Annotated in this window: 21 protein-coding genes; 20 read left to right on the forward strand and 1 reads right to left on the reverse strand. The window is 39.1% G+C overall.

Features of this window, described 5'->3' with window-relative positions:
- Positions 1-117: 117 nt before the first annotated feature.
- From grpE to deoC, 7 genes are all read left to right on the forward strand, one after another.
- Positions 118-717, forward strand: a complete 600-nt coding sequence (gene grpE / locus COD92_RS04800; RefSeq protein WP_098529937.1) for a nucleotide exchange factor GrpE — start codon at positions 118-120, stop codon at positions 715-717.
- A 29-nt stretch (positions 718-746) separates the two neighbouring features.
- Complete coding sequence (gene dnaK / locus COD92_RS04805) at positions 747-2,573, forward strand: molecular chaperone DnaK (RefSeq protein ID WP_098529938.1); 1,827 nt, start codon at positions 747-749, stop codon at positions 2,571-2,573.
- 257 nt (positions 2,574-2,830) lie between these two features.
- On the forward strand, positions 2,831-3,958 hold the full coding sequence (dnaJ, locus tag COD92_RS04810) for a molecular chaperone DnaJ (protein ID WP_098529939.1): 1,128 nt from the start codon (positions 2,831-2,833) through the stop codon (positions 3,956-3,958).
- 17 nt (positions 3,959-3,975) lie between these two features.
- Positions 3,976-4,917, forward strand: coding sequence for a 50S ribosomal protein L11 methyltransferase (prmA, locus tag COD92_RS04815; protein WP_098529940.1), 942 nt, complete (start codon positions 3,976-3,978; stop codon positions 4,915-4,917).
- A 94-nt stretch (positions 4,918-5,011) separates the two neighbouring features.
- The gene (locus COD92_RS04820; protein ID WP_098529941.1) at positions 5,012-5,761 is read left to right on the forward strand and encodes a 16S rRNA (uracil(1498)-N(3))-methyltransferase; all 750 of its coding nucleotides are present in this window, start codon (positions 5,012-5,014) and stop codon (positions 5,759-5,761) included.
- Between the two features lie 6 nt (positions 5,762-5,767).
- A complete protein-coding gene (gene mtaB, locus COD92_RS04825; RefSeq protein ID WP_098529942.1) occupies positions 5,768-7,141 on the forward strand; it encodes a tRNA (N(6)-L-threonylcarbamoyladenosine(37)-C(2))-methylthiotransferase MtaB in 1,374 nt (457 codons plus the stop codon).
- 75 nt (positions 7,142-7,216) lie between these two features.
- The gene (gene deoC / locus COD92_RS04830; RefSeq protein ID WP_098529943.1) at positions 7,217-7,891 is read left to right on the forward strand and encodes a deoxyribose-phosphate aldolase; all 675 of its coding nucleotides are present in this window, start codon (positions 7,217-7,219) and stop codon (positions 7,889-7,891) included.
- A 42-nt stretch (positions 7,892-7,933) separates the two neighbouring features.
- Here deoC and COD92_RS04835 read toward each other — a convergent pair whose 3' ends face one another.
- Positions 7,934-8,875, reverse strand: a complete 942-nt coding sequence (locus tag COD92_RS04835; protein WP_098529944.1) for a Na/Pi symporter — start codon at positions 8,873-8,875, stop codon at positions 7,934-7,936.
- Positions 8,876-9,063: 188 nt separating this feature from the next.
- Between COD92_RS04835 and rpsU the strand changes: the two genes are divergently transcribed.
- The 13 genes from rpsU to era all read left to right on the forward strand — a co-directional run bounded on the left by rpsU (position 9,064) and on the right by era (position 19,239).
- Complete coding sequence (gene rpsU, locus COD92_RS04840) at positions 9,064-9,237, forward strand: 30S ribosomal protein S21 (protein ID WP_007087607.1); 174 nt, start codon at positions 9,064-9,066, stop codon at positions 9,235-9,237.
- Between the two features lie 15 nt (positions 9,238-9,252).
- Entirely contained in the window at positions 9,253-9,699 is a 447-nt protein-coding gene (locus COD92_RS04845) for a GatB/YqeY domain-containing protein (RefSeq protein WP_098529945.1), read from the forward strand.
- A 132-nt stretch (positions 9,700-9,831) separates the two neighbouring features.
- On the forward strand, positions 9,832-10,464 hold the full coding sequence (locus COD92_RS04850; RefSeq protein WP_098529946.1) for an NfeD family protein: 633 nt from the start codon (positions 9,832-9,834) through the stop codon (positions 10,462-10,464).
- A gap of 22 nt (positions 10,465-10,486) precedes the next feature.
- On the forward strand, positions 10,487-11,482 hold the full coding sequence (gene floA / locus COD92_RS04855) for a flotillin-like protein FloA (protein ID WP_176541174.1): 996 nt from the start codon (positions 10,487-10,489) through the stop codon (positions 11,480-11,482).
- Positions 11,483-11,515: 33 nt separating this feature from the next.
- On the forward strand, positions 11,516-11,962 hold the full coding sequence (locus COD92_RS04860) for a hypothetical protein (protein ID WP_098529947.1): 447 nt from the start codon (positions 11,516-11,518) through the stop codon (positions 11,960-11,962).
- A 76-nt stretch (positions 11,963-12,038) separates the two neighbouring features.
- Positions 12,039-12,341, forward strand: coding sequence for a sporulation protein YqfC (gene yqfC, locus COD92_RS04865; protein ID WP_098529948.1), 303 nt, complete (start codon positions 12,039-12,041; stop codon positions 12,339-12,341).
- On the forward strand, positions 12,338-13,552 hold the full coding sequence (gene yqfD, locus COD92_RS04870) for a sporulation protein YqfD (protein WP_098529949.1): 1,215 nt from the start codon (positions 12,338-12,340) through the stop codon (positions 13,550-13,552). Before yqfC ends, yqfD begins: the two co-directional genes overlap by 4 nt.
- Positions 13,527-14,495, forward strand: a complete 969-nt coding sequence (locus tag COD92_RS04875; protein ID WP_098529950.1) for a PhoH family protein — start codon at positions 13,527-13,529, stop codon at positions 14,493-14,495. Before yqfD ends, COD92_RS04875 begins: the two co-directional genes overlap by 26 nt.
- Positions 14,496-14,699: 204 nt before the next feature.
- The gene (locus COD92_RS04880) at positions 14,700-16,877 is read left to right on the forward strand and encodes an HD family phosphohydrolase (protein WP_098529951.1); all 2,178 of its coding nucleotides are present in this window, start codon (positions 14,700-14,702) and stop codon (positions 16,875-16,877) included.
- The gene (ybeY, locus tag COD92_RS04885) at positions 16,874-17,344 is read left to right on the forward strand and encodes an rRNA maturation RNase YbeY (RefSeq protein ID WP_098529952.1); all 471 of its coding nucleotides are present in this window, start codon (positions 16,874-16,876) and stop codon (positions 17,342-17,344) included. Before COD92_RS04880 ends, ybeY begins: the two co-directional genes overlap by 4 nt.
- The gene (locus COD92_RS04890; protein ID WP_098529953.1) at positions 17,328-17,708 is read left to right on the forward strand and encodes a diacylglycerol kinase family protein; all 381 of its coding nucleotides are present in this window, start codon (positions 17,328-17,330) and stop codon (positions 17,706-17,708) included. Before ybeY ends, COD92_RS04890 begins: the two co-directional genes overlap by 17 nt.
- Before the next feature lie 237 nt (positions 17,709-17,945).
- On the forward strand, positions 17,946-18,329 hold the full coding sequence (gene cdd / locus COD92_RS04895; protein ID WP_480254374.1) for a cytidine deaminase: 384 nt from the start codon (positions 17,946-17,948) through the stop codon (positions 18,327-18,329).
- A complete protein-coding gene (gene era / locus COD92_RS04900) occupies positions 18,319-19,239 on the forward strand; it encodes a GTPase Era (RefSeq protein ID WP_098529955.1) in 921 nt (306 codons plus the stop codon). The genes cdd and era overlap by 11 nt, the downstream gene beginning before the upstream one ends.
- Positions 19,240-19,277: the final 38 nt, after the last annotated feature.

The raw sequence follows: 19,277 nt of genomic DNA on the forward strand, positions 1-19,277 counted from the left end.
AATGTCTAGTTCCAGCGCCCTAGCGGCGAGACGCCTTTCTATGTTTCACCCCTTTTCCTTGTAATATATATCAGTTACGATAAGTAATTAGTGAATCCTTTAAGGGAGGTGAGTAAGTTGACGACTGAAAAAAATAATACAATCAATGAAGAAGCAGAAATCGAAAGTACTGAACAAGTTGAACTTACTGAGGAAAATACTGGTGAAGCTGTTCCTAGTGAAGATACAGCAACAGAAGAAGCAGAAGTTAATCCTGTTGAACAATATCTGCAAGAAATCCAGCAGCTTAAGGATAAGCTCGAGGAAGCAGACAATCGAATCTTGCGACTTCAAGCTGATTTTGATAATTTCCGCCGCCGTACCAGATTAGACCAAGAGGCTGGCGAAAAATATAGAGCTCAAAAATTGATTACGGACCTATTGCCGGCTTTAGACAACTTTGAAAGAGCCATGAAAGTAGAAGCCGATAATGAACAAGTTAAGTCTTTACTGCAAGGAATGGATATGGTATACCGAGGTATGGTGGATGCACTGAAAAAAGAAGGTGTAGAGCCAATTGAAGCTGTTGGCAAAGAATTTGATCCCCACCTGCACCAAGCCGTTATGCAGGGAGAAGATGAGAATTATGGTTCGAACATTGTTACTGATGAATTTCAAAAGGGTTATCTGTTAAAGGATCGCGTTATTCGACCTTCAATGGTTAAAGTAAATCAATAATTCTACATATTTATTAGGAGGAAAAGGCAATGAGTAAAATAATTGGTATTGACCTTGGAACAACAAACTCTTGTGTATCCGTTTTAGAAGGCGGAGAACCAAAAGTAATTCCAAATCCCGAAGGAAACCGTACAACTCCTTCTGTAATTGCGTTTAAAAACGGAGAACGCCAAGTTGGGGAAGTGGCAAAACGCCAAGCAATAACAAATCCAAATACAATTATTTCAATTAAACGCCACATGGGTACAAATTACAAAGTTAATATTGAAGGAAAGGATTACACTCCACAAGAGTTATCCGCTAGTATTCTTCAATATTTAAAATCATATGCTGAAGATTATCTAGGAGAACCGGTTACAAAAGCAGTTATTACGGTACCAGCTTACTTTAACGATGCAGAGCGTCAAGCAACAAAGGATGCCGGCAGAATTGCAGGCCTAGAAGTGGAACGTATTATTAACGAACCAACTGCAGCTGCACTTGCTTATGGTTTAGATAAAACGGATCAAGATCAAACTATTCTTGTTTATGACCTTGGTGGCGGTACGTTTGACGTTTCAATCCTTGAATTAGGTGACGGCGTATTCGAAGTTAAATCGACTGCAGGGGATAACCGTCTTGGCGGCGATGACTTTGACCAAGTCATTATCGATTATTTAGTGGAACAATTCAAAAAAGAAAATGGCATTGACCTTTCTCAAGATAAGATGGCATTACAACGTTTGAAAGATGCAGCTGAAAAAGCGAAAAAAGACTTATCAGGTGTAACTACGACTCAAATTTCTTTACCATTTATCACTGCTGGTGCAGCTGGGCCACTTCACCTAGAAGTATCGATGACAAGAGCAAAATTTGATGAAATTTCTGCTAACCTTGTTGAACGTACAATGGGTCCAGTTCGTCAAGCTTTAAGTGATGCAGGATTATCACCATCACAAATTGATAAGGTAATCCTTGTTGGTGGTTCTACGAGAATTCCAGCTGTTCAAGAAGCAATCAAAAAAGCAACTGGTCAAGAGCCTCATCGTGGTGTAAACCCAGATGAAGTTGTTGCAATGGGAGCTGCTATTCAAGGTGGAGTTATAACAGGAGACGTTAAGGATGTTGTCCTACTAGACGTAACTCCATTATCCCTTGGTATTGAAACAATGGGAGGTGTATTTACGAAGTTAATCGATCGTAACACTACAATCCCTACATCAAAATCACAAGTATTCTCAACTGCTGCAGATAACCAAACAGCTGTTGATATTCATGTTTTACAAGGGGAACGTCCAATGGCTGCAAATAACAAAACCCTAGGACGCTTCCAATTATCGGATATTCCGCCAGCACCTCGTGGAATTCCACAAATCGAAGTTACGTTCGATATCGATAAAAACGGTATTGTTAACGTTCGTGCAAAAGATCTTGGCACAAATAAAGAACAACAAATTACAATCAAATCTTCTACAGGCCTTTCTGATGAAGAAATTCAAAAAATGGTTAGAGAAGCCGAAGAAAATGCTGAAGCAGATAAACAGCGCAAGGAAGAAGTGGAACTTCGCAATGAGGCTGACCAGCTAGTCTTTACAACAGAAAAAACGTTAAAAGACCTTGAAGGTAAAGTGGATGCAGCAGAAGTTGCAAAAGCAAATGATGCAAAAGACGCCTTAAAACAAGCCATTGAGAGCAATGATTTAAACGAGATTCGTGCTAAAAAAGATGCTCTACAGGAAATCGTCCAGGCATTAACTGTTAAGCTTTACGAACAGGCTGCCCAAGCACAACAAGGTGCTCAAGATGCAGGCGCTGCTGGTCCAAAAGACGACAATGTTGTAGATGCTGAATTTGAAGAAGTAAAAGACGATAAGTAGAAAAGCGGAAGCGCCTTGAACAGTGGCGCAAGGCTACAGACGAGCAGGCATGAAGGCTGGTTTTTAGCCTTCTTGACTGAATGGCTTAGACCTAAGAGCCCCTAGGCGCTGCAGCTAGACAGTAATTATAGGATATAGGAACCGTTATTCTTACAAAAAAGTCAAAGTCAAAGTAACAGGCTTTGGCTTTTTTATTGCAATACCCTTCTAATGGGTGTTAGAATAGTCTTTATGTGACAGATTCGGGAGTGGTAATCATGAGTAAACGAGATTACTATGAAGTACTTGGTGTTAGTAAAAGTGCTTCTAAGGATGAAATAAAAAAGGCCTATCGAAAGCTATCTAAACAGTATCATCCGGACATTAATAAAGAGCCAGATGCAGCTGATAAATTCAAAGAGATTGCTGAAGCTTATGAAGTGCTAAGCGATGATCAAAAAAAGGCCCATTATGACCAATTCGGACATACCGATCCAAACCAGGGCTTCGGCGGCGGTGACTTTGGCGGCGGCTTCGGAGGGTTTGAGGATATCTTTAATACCTTCTTTGGCGGTGGCGGCGGGTCTAGAAGACGTGATCCGAATGCGCCAAGACAAGGTGCTGATTTGCAATATACAATGACGGTTTCATTTGAAGAAGCTGCGTTTGGAAAAGAAACGGATATAGAAATACCAAGAGAAGAAACATGTGAAACCTGTCATGGCTCGGGTGCTAAACCTGGAACTAACCCAGAGACATGTCAGCATTGTCATGGTACTGGACAGCTAAATGTTGAACAAAACACACCATTTGGCAGAATTGTTAATCGCAGAACTTGCCATTATTGTAATGGTACTGGAAAAGAGATTAAACATAAATGTTCAACATGCAGCGGTAAAGGGAAAGTCCAAAAACGGAAAAAAATTCATGTCAAAATTCCTGCGGGTATTGATGATGGACAACAGTTGCGCATGGCAGGACAGGGTGAAGGTGGAACCAACGGCGGGCCGTCTGGAGATCTTTACGTAGTATTCCATGTACGTTCACACGAGTTTTTCGAACGGGATGGCGATGATATTTATTGTGAGATGCCAATTACCTTTGTTCAAGCTGCCTTAGGTGATGAAATTGAGGTTCCAGCTCTAAAAGGAAAAGTTAAGCTTAAAATCCCTGCCGGAACACAAACAGGTAAAAAATTCCGGCTCAAAGGAAAAGGGATTCCAAACGTTCGTGGATACGGCGTCGGAGATCAGTATATAATAGTCCGTATTATTACCCCAACCAAGCTGTCTGATAAACAAAAACAGCTTCTTAAAGAATTTGCGGACATCAGTGGTTCTTCGCCAATCGGTGAACACGAAGAAAGTTTTTTCTCAAAAGTAAAAAGAGCTTTTAAAAGCGAGTAAGGATGGAGTTGGTAGAGATGAAGTGGTCAGAGATTAGTATCCACACGACAAACGAGGCGATCGAACCTATTTCAAATATTTTACATGAGGCTGGGGCGAGCGGTGTAGTCATAGAAGACCCCTTTGAATTGACGAAAGAAAGGGAAGATCAATTCGGAGAAATCTACCAACTTAATCCAGACGATTATCCCGAAGAAGGCGTCATTATAAAAGCCTATTTACCTGTTAATAGTTTCCTTGGTGAAACGGTAGACGCAATCAAAGAATCGATTAACGATCTTATCCTTCATGACATTGATTTAGGGTTAAATAAAGTAACCATAAGTGAAGTAAATGAAGAAGAATGGGCCACAGCTTGGAAAAAGTATTATAATCCAGTGAAAATTTCTGAAAAATTTACGATTGTGCCAACATGGGAGATATACGAGCCTGTTAGCAGTGATGAACTAATTATTGAATTGGACCCTGGTATGGCCTTTGGTACAGGAACACATCCAACAACGGTAATGTGTATCCAGGCTTTAGAAAGAACTGTCCGTCCGGGTGACCGTGTCATTGATGTAGGTACAGGCTCAGGCGTTCTTAGCATCGCTGCGGCATTGCTTGGAGCAGAAGACGTTAGGGCATATGATCTAGATGAAGTGGCTGTTACATCAGCGAAGCTGAATATCAAGCTAAATAAGGTACATGATAAGGTTGCTGTTGCGCAGAATAACCTCTTAGCTGGTGTTGAGGAAAACTCTGCAGATGTGATTGTCGCGAACATTTTAGCCGAAGTTATTCTCAGGTTCACTGATGATGTTGCTCGTGTTGTAAAACCAGGAGGTTCTTTTATTGCCTCTGGTATTATCCAGCCTAAAAAAGATCTCGTGAAGGATGCCCTAATTGATTCGGGTTTTGAAATCATTGAAACCATTTTAATGGAAGATTGGGTTGCTATTAGCGCAAAAAGGAAATAATGACTGAAAAAGGGGTGTAGACAACCCCTTTTTATTTTCCTTACATCTATAAAATAGTAAAATAAAGTGTAAATGTTAAGAGAGGGTGCAATGTATGCAACGCTACTTTGTTCAACAAAAAGCCAATAATGATCACTTTATCATTGATGAAGAGGACCGTCATCATATCGTAAAGGTCATGCGGATGGAAATCAATGATCGAATTATTTGCGTTGATCCAGAGGGCAAACAGGCTGTTTGCAGGCTTTCAGAAATTACCAATTCAAGTGTCGTTGCAGACGTTGTACAATGGATAGATGAGAGTCCCGAGCTCCCAATTTCGATCACAATAGCAAGCGGGTTACCTAAAGGGGACAAATTAGAGTGGATCATCCAAAAAGGGACGGAATTAGGTGCCCAACAGTTTTTGCCCTTTTCTGCTGCCCGTTCGGTAGTAAAATGGGATGAAAAAAAAGCGGCAAAAAAAATAGATAGATGGCAAAAGATTGCTAAAGAGGCGGCAGAACAATCCCATCGAACTATTTTACCTAGTATTATTAATCCTATGTCCTTTAAAGAGTTGCTGAAAAAGAGCAATGACTTCGATTATAAATTAGCGGCATACGAGGAAGAAAGCAGGCAAGGTGAGACCTCGGTGCTTTCTTCAACCTTAAAGAAGATGAAAAATGGTGAAACCCTCCTTTTCGTTTTTGGACCGGAAGGCGGCTTAGCGGAGGAAGAGGTTCAGCAATTAAAGGATTTTGGGTTTGGGCTTTGCGGTTTAGGACCGCGAATATTAAGAACGGAAACCGCACCACTATATTCACTTGCGGCTATTTCCTATCATTTTGAACTATTGAGGTGAGATTAAATGGCAACAGTTGCGTTTCATACACTAGGTTGTAAAGTGAATCATTATGAAACAGAAGCCATTTGGCAGTTGTTTAAACAAGAAGGTTATGAGCGGGTTGATTTTGAATCAATTTCTGATGTTTATATTATTAATACATGTACCGTTACAAATACGGGCGATAAAAAAAGCCGTCAAGTCATCAGACGTGCAGTACGGAAGAATCCAGATGCTGTTATCTGTGTAACGGGATGCTATGCTCAAACTTCTCCAGCAGAAATCATGGCGATCCCTGGTGTTGATATTGTAGTAGGAACCCAGGATCGTGTAAAGATGCTGGATTATATTGAACAATTTAAAGCAGAACGTCAGCCTATTAATGGCGTTGGGAATATTATGAAAAACCGAGTTTATGAAGAGCTTGATGTTCCAGCCTTTACGGACAGAACGCGTGCCTCACTGAAAATTCAAGAGGGCTGCAATAATTTCTGTACGTTTTGTATTATTCCATGGGCACGCGGCCTGATGAGATCCCGTGATCCAAAAGAAGTCATTCATCAAGCCCAGCAGCTGGTTAATGCCGGTTATAAGGAAATTGTCTTAACTGGTATTCATACCGGCGGTTACGGTGAAGACATGAAAGACTATAATCTTGCTGCCTTGCTCCGTGATTTAGAAGCAGGTGTAAAAGGTATAGAAAGATTACGTATTTCATCGATTGAGGCAAGTCAGATAACGGATGAAGTCATTGAAGTAATTAAACATTCCAAAACAATCGTCCGTCATCTTCATATTCCGCTTCAATCTGGTTCTAATACTGTACTAAAACGTATGCGCCGTAAATATACAATGGAATTTTTTGCAGAACGGTTAGAGCGTCTAAAGGAAGTACTTCCAGGGCTTGCAGTTACTTCTGATGTCATTGTCGGTTTTCCAGGTGAAACAGAAGAAGAGTTTATGGAAACTTATAATTTTATTAAAGATCATAAATTCTCTGAACTTCACGTATTCCCATATTCTAAACGGACGGGCACTCCAGCTGCAAGGATGGAGGATCAAGTAGATGAGGAAGTAAAAAATGAACGAGTTCACCGTTTGATTTCACTTTCAGATCAACTTGCAAAGGAATATGCGTCTCTTTTTGAAGGTGACGTATTGGAGGTAATTCCGGAAGAGGAATATAAGGAAGAATCGAATACGGGTCTTTATGTTGGATATTCCGATAATTACTTAAAAGTAGTTTTTCCAGCAACAGAAGCTATGATTGGGAAAATTGTTAAAGTCAAAATTACTAAAGCAGGTTACCCTTATAATGAAGGGCAATTTGTCAAAGTGGTGGAAGATTCAGCATCAATGAGAGAAGAAGTTTTTAATAAGGAAGAAGCAGCCATTTAAGGAAAAAGGACCTGATTAGGTCCTTTTTTATTTTGGATAAACTACATAAGAGAATAATTAATAAGGAGTGAACATATGGTTGTGACAAATATTGCCGCAATGATTGACCATACTTTACTAAAGGCAGATGCAACAAAGAAGCAAATTGAAACCCTTTGCCAGGAAGCACGGGATCATAAATTTTTTTCTGTCTGTGTAAATCCTGCCTGGGTAAGTACCGCCAAGGAATTGTTAAACGGAAGTGGTGTGAAAATTTGTACTGTAATCGGTTTTCCTCTAGGGGCAACTACGACTGAAACGAAAGCATTTGAAACGAAGAATGTTATCGACTTAGGAGCAGATGAAGTAGATATGGTCATTCCTATTGGTGCATTGAAAGACGGAAATGATCAATTAGTTGAACAGGACATCCGTGCTGTAGTAGAAGTGGCTAAAGATAGAGCATTAACAAAGGTAATCATTGAAACAAGCTTGTTAACAGATGAAGAAAAGAAACGGGCTTGCGAACTTGCAGTCAAAGCAGGAGCTGATTTTGTTAAAACATCAACAGGCTTCTCAGGCGGTGGTGCCACTGCTGAGGATATAGCTCTTATGAGACAAACTGTAGGACCGAATATTGGTGTCAAAGCCTCTGGGGGAGTCCGAAGTACTCAGGATGCCTTAAGCTTGATGGAGGCTGGTGCTACAAGAATTGGAGCCAGCGCAAGTGTTGCCATTATAAAAGGTGAGCAAGTAAATTCAAATTATTAACCTGCCATATAAAAAAGACGGTATAGCGATACCGTCTTTTTCTTAAGATATAGGTTTTTTGGAAGTTCTGTCGTGTAAAAACAAAATCATCTCGCCAAATTTAGTGGCAACTGGTAAAACCATTAAAGAGGTAACAACATTAAAAATAACACTTATATGTGCTAACTGAATATCTGTTTGACTTGCAAGAAGCTCTGCATTCTTCGTTAAAAAAGGGATGAGCGGGATAAAAATTAACACTCCAAATACATTGAGCCAGACATGTGCAAAGGCTGCCAGTCTAGATTCTTTGCCGCCTCCAATCGATGCAATCACAGCCGTAATACACGTTCCAATGTTTGCTCCAAGAACAATCGCAATCCCTGCATCAAGCTGGAGCAGGCCGGCTGTTAAAAATCCCATTGCAATCCCCGTCATGGCAGTACTTGACTGGATGATCGAAGTGATAACTGCCCCTGTGAGCAGGCTTAAGGCAATATTGTCATTGATGGATAATATAAATTTGTTGATAAACGGCATGACTGTAAGCGGCTGTGCCAATAGTTCGAAACCCTTCATCGCTGTGAACACGGAAGCAATCCCAAATAGCAGCATTCCAATGCTTCTTGCCTTTTTATTCTTAAATAAAATAAGCAGCGCACCGCTTATGGCTAATGGAACAAGAATTCTATCTATGTCAAACGTAATTAATTCTGTTTTAAAGGTCGTTCCAATATTGGTGCCGAGAATAATGCCAATAGATTGAGGAAATGTCATAATCCTAGCTGAAATTAATCCGATTGTAATAACCATTACCGCCGAGCTGCTTTGCAATAGTGCGGTAATAAATGTACCGGTTAACATTCCTTTTAAAGGTGTACTGGTTAGTTTAATTAACCATGTTTTTAATTTATTGGCTGACAAATTGAATAACCCAAACCGAATAATCGTCATTCCAAAGATAAATAATAAAATACAAAGTATAAATAATAGTATGTATAGCATATTATTTGGCCCCCTCCCTTCATTGTATGGGTGCACCTGAAGGGACATGCCAATTTTTTAGACAAGTATCTTGATGAACTTTCATATATAGTGTGAATTTAAGTTGACCTTGTATCAAGGTTATATTATAATTGCAAGGTACATGGATTGAATGTAAGTGTGTTGTGTTTCGGAGGGAGGGAAAGAGAATGTCTAAAACCGTCGTTCGTAAAAACGAATCGCTTGAAGATGCTCTTCGTCGCTTCAAACGTACAGTATCAAAAACTGGTACTTTGCAAGAGGCAAGAAAGCGCGAATTTTATGAAAAACCAAGTGTAAAACGTAAGAAAAAGTCTGAAGCAGCAAGAAAACGTAAGTTTTAAGAGAGGGTGTAATATATGAGTCTTCTCGAGCGTTTGAACAATGATATGAAACAAGCGATGAAAAACAAGGAAAAAGACAAACTCTCAGTTATTCGGATGGTGAAAGCATCACTTCAAAATGAAGCCATCAAGCTCGGTACACAAGAGCTTTCCGAAGATGCAGAGTTAACGGTCCTTTCTCGCGAAGTAAAACAACGCAAAGACTCCCTCCATGAATTTGATAAGGCTGGTCGTCAAGACCTAGTTGATAAATTGCGTACAGAACTTGAGATTCTTGAGCTGTATTTACCGAAACAGCTTTCTGAAGAGGAACTGTCAGAAATTGTCAAAGAAACGGTCGCTGAAGTCGGCGCAACATCAAAAGCGGAAATGGGAAAAGTGATGGCTGCTATTATGCCTAAAGTTAAAGGTAAAGCAGATGGTTCGCTCGTTAATAAATTTGTACAACAACACCTTTCATAAGTATTCTGACATAAAGACTGCAGGTAATATGCCCGCAGTCTTTTTACATATTTTGATAAATTTGAAACTTTTTTATGACTAGGGACGTATAACAGATAGTCAGAAAGAACTGAATAGAAAGGGGGGGCTTATATGATTGAATTTCTAACAAACCCTGTTGTTGTAACTGTCCTATTAACTATTGCCGGAGTCGGAATCGTTTTGGAACTTTTTACAGCCAAATTTGGTATTGCAGGTTTAATAGGGATATTTGCGCTAATCTTATTCTTTTATAGTCACTTTCAAGCAGGTCTAGCAGGATTTGGAACATTACTTCTATTTGTTGCCGGAATCCTGCTTATTTTTTTGGAATTTTTTTTACCTGGGGCGATAGCAGGTACACTAGGAGTCGCAGCCTTAATACTAAGTCTGTTTTTAGCAGGCCAAAATGCCTTGCAAATTGGAGTTTCCATTTTAATTGCCATTGCTGTCTCAATTTTTATATTCTTTTTGATGACTAAGACCTTTGGAAAAAAACTTGTTTTATTTAATAGGATGGTATTAACCGAGGCCGCTAGAAAAGAGGATGGGTACGTTTCAAATATTAATCGAACTGATCTTCTAGGGGTGGAAGGCCATACTCTTACCATCTTACGGCCGGCAGGAACTATTGTTATAAACAATGAACGCGTGGATGCTGTTTCGGAAGGCGGTTTTATCGAGAAGAATGCCAAGGTGAGAGTCATCAAGGTCGAAGGGGCCCGTATTGTCGTCAGAGAAGTATAAAAAAAGCAGGAGGAGATTGAATATGGATATTGTATCAGGGGGAACTATTTTTATTATTGCAGTTGTTATCATTGCCCTTATTTTTTTAGGAATATTACTATCATTTGTACCAGTCATGCTGTGGATTTCCGCACTGGCTGCAGGAGTCAGGATTAGTATTTTTACATTAGTTGGTATGAGACTTAGACGTGTAACCCCAAGCAGGGTCGTAAATCCACTTATAAAAGCCCATAAAGCCGGTTTGAATGTCACAACTAATCAGCTTGAAAGTCACTATCTTGCGGGTGGAAATGTCGATCGAGTGGTCAATGCGTTAATCGCAGCGCACCGTGCCAATATTGAATTATCCTTTGAAAGATGCGCGGCCATTGACCTAGCAGGACGTGATGTATTAGAGGCTGTGCAAATGAGTGTAAATCCAAAGGTAATTGAAACGCCATTTATTGCTGGTGTGGCTATGAATGGGATAGAAGTGAAAGCGAAAGCAAGAATTACCGTCCGGGCCAATATAGAGCGTCTCGTCGGTGGTGCTGGTGAAGAAACAGTTGTTGCCCGAGTGGGGGAAGGCGTTGTATCCACCATCGGTTCGTCAGATAGCCACAGCAAAGTTCTTGAAAATCCGGATTTAATTTCGCAAACCGTTTTGTCGAAGGGGCTTGACGCCGGTACAGCTTTTGAGATCCTTTCGATAGATATTGCTGATGTTGACATCGGTAAAAATATCGGGGCTGAATTGCAGACAGAACAAGCAGAGGCAGATAAAAAAATTGCTCAGGCAAAGGCAGAAGAACGCCGGGCAATGGCTGTTGCTCAAGAACAGGAAATGAAAGCAAAAGTACAGGAAATGAGAGCTAAAGTGGTGGAAGCAGAAGCGGAAGTACCACTTGCAATGGCAGAAGCGCTTAAATCAGGGAATATCGGTGTAATGGACTATATGAATTTTAAGAATATTTCTGCTGATACTGATATGAGGGGCTCGATTGGAAAGATGACAGGTGACAAAAAGAATGATCAATAATCCCCGTGTTGCCAAAAAAGGAGGGGGACAGGTTTGGAAACTATTTTAATCATGATTGTCGTAGGAGTCATCTCAATGATTTTTAGGAAAACAAAAAACAACCAAGGACAATCAATAAGAAAACCCTTTGGAAATCGCCTGGGGGATTTTCAAACCATGATAAAAGAAATTACTGATATTCCGAAAGACACAATGATAGTACAAAAAGAAAAGAAGCAGGGTCCGCTGCAAGGTAACCAAGGTAAGCTTGAAAAAGAATTCCTGCAGGTAAGACAAGAGTCTGAAGCTGGCAGGATGGGGATGGCAGCGGCGCGAACCCAAACTGCAAATGGAGGACCAATAAAAAATCAAGAAGAGATAAAATTCCCTATAACAGAAAATCCAGATCCACGTACAGTTATAAATGGAATAATTTGGTCAGAGATACTTGCTGAACCCCGTTCAAAAAATCCTTATACTGTGAAAAAACGCTCGAGTTGATTTGAAACGAGTAGAAAAAGAAGTGCTAGAACCCCCTTTCGTCTCATAAATATGAGATGAAAGGGGGTTCTTTTTTATGGCAAAAAAATGGGGCCAACGGGTTCGAAATTGGATGGCTAATAAAATGGATCTTCCTCAGGATGTCATGATGGATCTACCTCGAATTACGATGATTGGACAAATCCATATATATGTGGAAAATCACCGCGGCCTGCTGTCCTTTACTGATAAAGAGCTCCGTTTGTTACTAAAACAAGGGCAATTGTTAATTAAAGGTAAGGGTTTTGTGATAAAAACCATCTTACCAGAAGAGATTTTATTGGAAGGAAAGATTGATCAAGTCATTTATATAAATGATATTGCGGGAGGAACAAAATGAAGAACCAGTGGATTGAATTTCTATATGGCAGAGTTATTGTAAAAGTATCCGGTAAGGGGCTTGAACGTTTTTTAAATGTATTAACAAGAAACGGTTTACATATTTGGAATGTCAAACGGCATGGGACCGAGACGATTACATTCAAAATACGGGTCCAAGATGCCCTTAAGATTAGAAAGTTTGCACGAAAAAGTGAATGCAAAATTTCTTTTTTACAGCGAGAGGGTGCTCCATTTTTACTTAAAAGATTATGGAAAAACAGCGGCTTTATGTTAGGAGCCGCCGCCTTTATATTTATCATTTTCCTCCTTTCAAATATGATTTGGGGTATTGAGATAAAGGGGGCAAAACCTGCAACTGAGTATCAAATTCGCAAAGAATTGGACAAGATGGGTGTTAAAATTGGAAAGGTTCAATTCTTTGTAGCCAACGTGGAAGGGATTCAAAGAAAATTGACCAATAATATTGGCGCATTAACATGGGTTGGTGTGGAATTAAAAGGGACAACCTACCATCTGCAAGTGGTCGAAAAAAATGAGCCTAAAAAACCTGAGCAATTTTCACCGCAAAACCTGATTGCAAAAAAGAAGGCCATTATTGTTAAAATGTTTGTGGAAAGCGGCCAGAAAGTTGTTGATATTCATGACCATGTTGAAAAAGGACAATTACTCGTTTCAGGAGCATTCGGACAAGAAGACAACCCTGAACTAACAGCCGCAAAAGGTGAAGTATGGGGGGAAACTTGGTATAAAAGCCATGTCGAGCTTCCATTGGTCACCAAATTTAAAGTGTATAATGGCAAGGAACAGCAAAAACATTTCTTATTATTAGGAAATTTAGAAGTACCTATCTGGGGCTTTGGGAAACCTGAATTTAAGCATTATGAGACTGAAAAAAATGTGCATAACATTCGCTTTTTAAAATGGGAGCTGCCTATTTCTTATGTAAATAATACAATCCGGGAACGTGAAGTGTACGAACGGAGCTATTCTACTAGTGAGGCTGAAAAAATGGCATTAGAACTAGCAAAAAAACAAATAAAAAGCAGTCTAGATGAGGATGCTAAGATTAAGGATGAAAAAATTTTACACAAAGCAATGGAAAATGGTAAAGTTATACTAGATATCCATTTTAAGATAATTGAAAACATTGCAGTCGGACAACCGATTTCCAAGGAGACTCCTGATGACAGAAAAATTAACAACCATTAATGTACAGTTAGAAAATCCGGCAGAAGCTATTACGCTGCTAGGAAATTCTGATCAAAATCTAAAAACAATTGAAGAAGAGCTGAATGTATCGATTATTACAAGAGGTGAATCTGTCAGTTTATCCGGTGATGAAGATAAGGTGATTATGGCGGGGGAAATAATTGACAGATTGATTTTTGTAATCCGAAAGGGTATAAATATAGGTCAACGAGACGTTCTTTATGCTATTCAAATGGCTCAAAAAGGCACACTAGATTATTTTGTGAATTTATATGAAGAAGAAATCGGTAAAAATATTAAAGGGAAAACGATTCGAATTAAGACGCTGGGGCAAAGACATTATGTGACAGCCATAAAGAAAAATGACTTAGTGTTTGGAATTGGTCCAGCCGGAACCGGTAAAACCTATCTTGCAGTCGTAATGGCCGTCAACGCTCTAAAAACAGGACAGGTAAATCGAATTATTTTAACAAGACCTGCAGTGGAAGCTGGTGAAAGTTTGGGCTTCCTGCCAGGCGATTTAAAGGAAAAAGTTGACCCATATCTACGGCCTCTGTACGATGCGCTAAACGATGTCCTAGGGGCAGAACATACCCAAAGGCTAATAGAACGAGGCACAATCGAAATTGCGCCGCTTGCCTATATGAGGGGCCGTACGCTAGATGACGCTTTCGTTATCTTAGATGAGGCGCAAAATACCACTCAAGCACAAATGAAAATGTTCTTGACCAGGCTGGGTTTTGGGTCAAAAATGGTGATAACAGGTGACCAGACCCAAGTGGATTTACCGAAGGGTGTAAAATCAGGCCTAATTGTGGCAGAAGAGATTTTACAAAATGTAAAAGGGATTTCATTTATCTTTTTAGAACAAAGTGATGTAGTTCGTCATCCTCTTGTCGGCAGAATCATTGAAGCCTACGAAAAGAAGGGTAACCAACAGTAAAAAAGAGGGGTAAACCTTTTTGGTTTATCAGGGATAAACCTTTTTGGTTTATCCCTTTTTCCATATTTACACAAATATCTTCTATTTAAGGTGAAACTTTCCCGAAAAACTGATATGATTTTACATAAAGCGTATTTTCTAGTAGTATTTTGTTATTCTTTTACTATAACAATGATGAATAGGGCCGTGGTTGGGGGGATTTAGTTGGATAAACTACAGCAGAACTTCATACGGATACGAAAATTACTTGATATTACTTTTTTTCGCATTTTATTTTTTATTGTGCTAGGGATAGTTTTAGTTGGGGCGATCTACAACAACGTTAAACCAGAAAAACTTGAGCTAAGCTTGTTCTCAGTAGCAGAAAATACCATTCGTTCTCCCGCAACAGTAGAAGACAAGGAAAGTACCGAAAACAAACGGAAAGAGGCAATAAATCAGGTACAGCCTGTATACGCTTTGAAAAATGAATATACACAAAATCGAGTTGATTTAATTTCTTCTATTTTTCAATCAGCGATAGAGGTTAATAATGAAATTGAGGAAGATAAGAGAAAACAGGAAGAAAAAGCTTCAGAAGAAACGATAACGATAAAGGAACCAAGTGATTCCGATAAAGAGTCACAGCTAAAAGCAAAATTGACTTCAAGTGTTTCGAAGGATCTTTCTAATCAAGTTTTTACTGCCTTAATTCATGCTGATAATGATGAACTAGCTATTGCGAAAGATTTAACTGTTACGGCAATCAGTAATGTGATGACCAAAAGAATTTCTGCTGATGAGGTGGAAAATGCTAAGAAGAGGGTAGAAGAAGAATTAAAGTACACCACCTTAAATGATGAATTAAAATTAGCTGCTATTGAATTAGGGCGATATGCTGTCATTCAAAATGAGTTTTATGATCCTAATGCAACAGAGGAACTCAGACAACAGGCCGCAGAAAAGGTTGAGCCTGTAAAAATCCTTCAGGGACAAATTATTGCTGAAGAAGGGGAATTAATTAATCAGGATATATATCGGCAATTAAAATTGGTAGGTCTCATAAACAATAACCATTCATATAAGCCGCTTATTGGTTTAATCGTGTTAATTACCATAAGCCTATCAGCTATTTATTACTATTTTCATCAAATGAAATCACTCCCGGAGAAGCGCCAAACCGCCTTATTATTGTATGGGATTATTTTTATTCTCTCGATTTTTATCATGAAAATCATTAGTATCCTGCAAGTTTTTAGCTTTGAGGGCATTGGTTATATTTTTCCGGCTGCAATGAGTGGAATGTTAATTAAAATATTAATTGATGAAAAGCTGGCTATTTTTATGTCGATCCTTTTGGCTGTATGCGGGAGTATCCTTTTTAATGAGGGAATTACCGGAACACTTAATTTTTCCGTAGGGATCTATATCCTTTTTAGCAGTATTGCAGCTATTCTGTTTTTAAACAGTCAAAATCGCCGTTCAAAAATATTCCAATCTGGTTCCTTCGCAGCGATTATTAATGTGTTTACAATAGGTGCGTTAATGCTGCTCCCCAATGGCCAGTATTCAGGAATGGAGTACGGCTACTATCTAATCACAGCACTTGTATCCGGGATCAGCTCTGCTGTGTTGACTGTAGGGTTATTACCATTTTTTGAAGCAAGCTTTGGAATTCTTTCTTCGATAAGGCTGATTGAATTGTCAAACCCTAATCACCCACTCCTAAGAAAAATACTAATGGAGGCCCCCGGAACTTATCATCATAGCGTAATGGTGGCAAATTTAGCTGAATCTGCCTGCGAGGCCATTGGGGCAAATGGGCTATTAGCAAGGGTTGGTAGTTATTATCATGATATTGGAAAAACCAAAAGGCCGAACTTCTTTATCGAAAACCAAATAAACCATGACAATCCCCATGATAGGCTGCCGCCAGATAAAAGTGCACACATTATTATTGCTCATGTAATCGATGGAGCGGCTATCTTAAAGAAATATCACATGCCGAAAGAAATTATTGATATCGCAGAGCAGCATCATGGAACAACATTGCTAAAATTCTTTTACCATAAAGCTCTTCAGAGCGAATCGGATAGTAAAGAAGAGGAATTTCGCTATCCCGGCCCTAAAGCACAAACAAAGGAATCTGCGATCGTTGGTATCGCGGATAGTGTAGAGGCAGCAGTACGCTCGTTATCACAGCCTACACCAGAAGTAATCGAATCGCTTGTAAGAAAAATTGTGGCTGAACGGCTTGAAGATGGGCAGCTAAACGAATGTGATATTACGATGAGAGAAATTGAAACAGTCTCTCACGCATTATGTGAGACTTTAAAGGGGATATTTCATTCAAGAATTGAGTATCCAGAATTAACAAATACAAAGCAGGTGAAGCAAGCATGACATTACTCATTGATAGTGTGGACGAAACAAATGAATTGACAGAGCAGCAAATGCTTGAAATAGAAAGAATAATTAATTTTGCTGCTAGGAAGCAGCTGATTGAAGAGCATAGTGAGGTATCTATAACCTATGTTTCGAATGAGAGGATTCAAGAAATTAATCGTGAATACCGAGATAAAGATACTCCCACGGATGTCATTTCATTTGCAATGGAAGAGCTTGGAGAGGGTGAGGTAGAACTATCAGGAATGGATATGCCCCGAATCCTAGGCGATATTATTATCTCGATCCCAAGGACAAAGGAGCAGGCTGAGGAATATGGCCATTCTTTCGAGCGAGAGTTAGGATTTTTAGCCGTCCATGGCTTCCTTCATCTTTTAGGCTTTGATCACATGACAGAGGAAGATGAAAAGGAAATGTTTACATTGCAAAAGGAAATTTTGAACGATTATGGACTCACACGATAAACGGAAACGATTCGTCTTATTAAATTCCTTTTCGTATGCAGTTGCAGGAATTCTGACAGCTGCTCAAAACGAAAGAAATATGCGATTTCATCTTATTAGCTCACTAATCGTTTTAGTGTTATCTTTTTATTTTTCAATATCAAAACTAGAGTGGATTTTCATTCTCTTCGCAATTGGGGGGATGTTTGCCCTAGAATTAATGAATACTGCAATTGAGCGGGTAGTAGACCTGGTTACAGCAGAATTTCATCCGCTTGCAAAACAGGCAAAAGATATTGCCGCTGGAGCTGTTTTCATTTATTCGATATTAACAGTAATCGTGGGCATCATCATTTTTTTACCCTATGTATTAAAGCAGTTCTAGAAAGGTTACTAATTAACAGGATTTTAACTAATTTGAAATACGTTGACCATTTCGGTAAAATAACTAAAATAATTTATTTTTAGAAGACAAGTTACATTATGAGAAAATTCTAACTTTTTAAAATTTTTTATTACTTTTTCGCTACACCTAATGATTTTCTCTAATATTTGAGGTAAAATAAAGAAACAGCAGATTCCTGCTGGAAGGGAAGACGTTTTTGTGAACATTGAACAATTAATGGAAGAAGCAAAAAAGGCAAGAGATAAAGCATATGTTCCATACTCTAAGTTTGGAGTTGGAGCAGCATTGTTAACAACAGATGGGAAAGTATATCACGGCTGTAATATTGAAAATGCCGCTTATAGTATGTGTAATTGTGCCGAGCGTACCGCCCTTTTTAAGGCTTACTCTGAAGGTGACCGAGATTTTCAAATGATGGCTGTTGTTGCGGATACAGATCGCCCTTGTTCCCCATGTGGTGCATGCAGGCAAGTAATATCTGAGCTATGCCCAAGTGATATGAAAATGATATTAACCAATCTTAAAGGCGATGTAAAAGAATTAACGGTAGCTGAGTTACTTCCTGGTGCCTTTTCTCCGGAGGATTTACATGCAAACTAAAGGGAATGAAAACGGATACAAATCAGGATTTATTTCAATTATCGGACGGCCAAATGTAGGGAAATCAACCTTCCTTAATCGGGTGATTGGTCAAAAAATTGCCATAATGAGCGATAAACCACAGACAACTAGGAACAAAATTCAAGGAGTGTTATCCCTTCCTGATGCGCAAATGGTTTTTATTGATACACCAGGTATCCATAAACCAAAACACAAATTGGGCGACTTTATGATGAAGGTAGCACAAAATACACTTAAAGAGGTTGATTTAATTTTATTTATGGTAAATGCCGAAGAAGGATTTGGACGCGGGGAAGAATTTATTCTGGAAAAATTCCAAACCGTTAATACCCCTATCTTTCTCGTCATTAATAAAATTGACCAAATACATCCTGATGAATTGCTGCCTATTATTGAATCATATAAAGAAAAATATGACTTTAAAGAAATCGTTCCAATATCCGCATTAGAAGGTAACAATGTTGAACGATTATTAGAGCAAATTAAAGGCTTTTTACCAGAAGGGCCGCAATATTATCCAGCTGACCAAGTTACTGATCATCCGGAACGTTTTATTATTACCGAAATGATTAGGGAAAAGGCACTTCACTTAACCAGAGAGGAAATCCCTCACTCTTTGGCGGTTGTTTTGGATAAGATGGAACGGCAGTCAAATAAGGATATTATTCATGTTATGGCTACAGTTATTGTCGAAAGGGATTCACAAAAAGGTATTATTATTGGTAAGCAAGGGAGCATGCTCAAAGAAATTGGCAAGCGGGCCCGGGTGGATATTGAAAATCTTCTCGGTTCAAAAGTATTTTTAGAGCTTTGGGTTAAGGTACAAAAAGATTGGCGTAATAAAATGTCCCAGCTTCGTGATTATGGCTTCAATGAGGATGAATATTAACAAAACCCTATCTAAAATATTAACTATTAAACAAGATT

Source organism: Bacillus sp. AFS037270 (assembly GCF_002585305.1).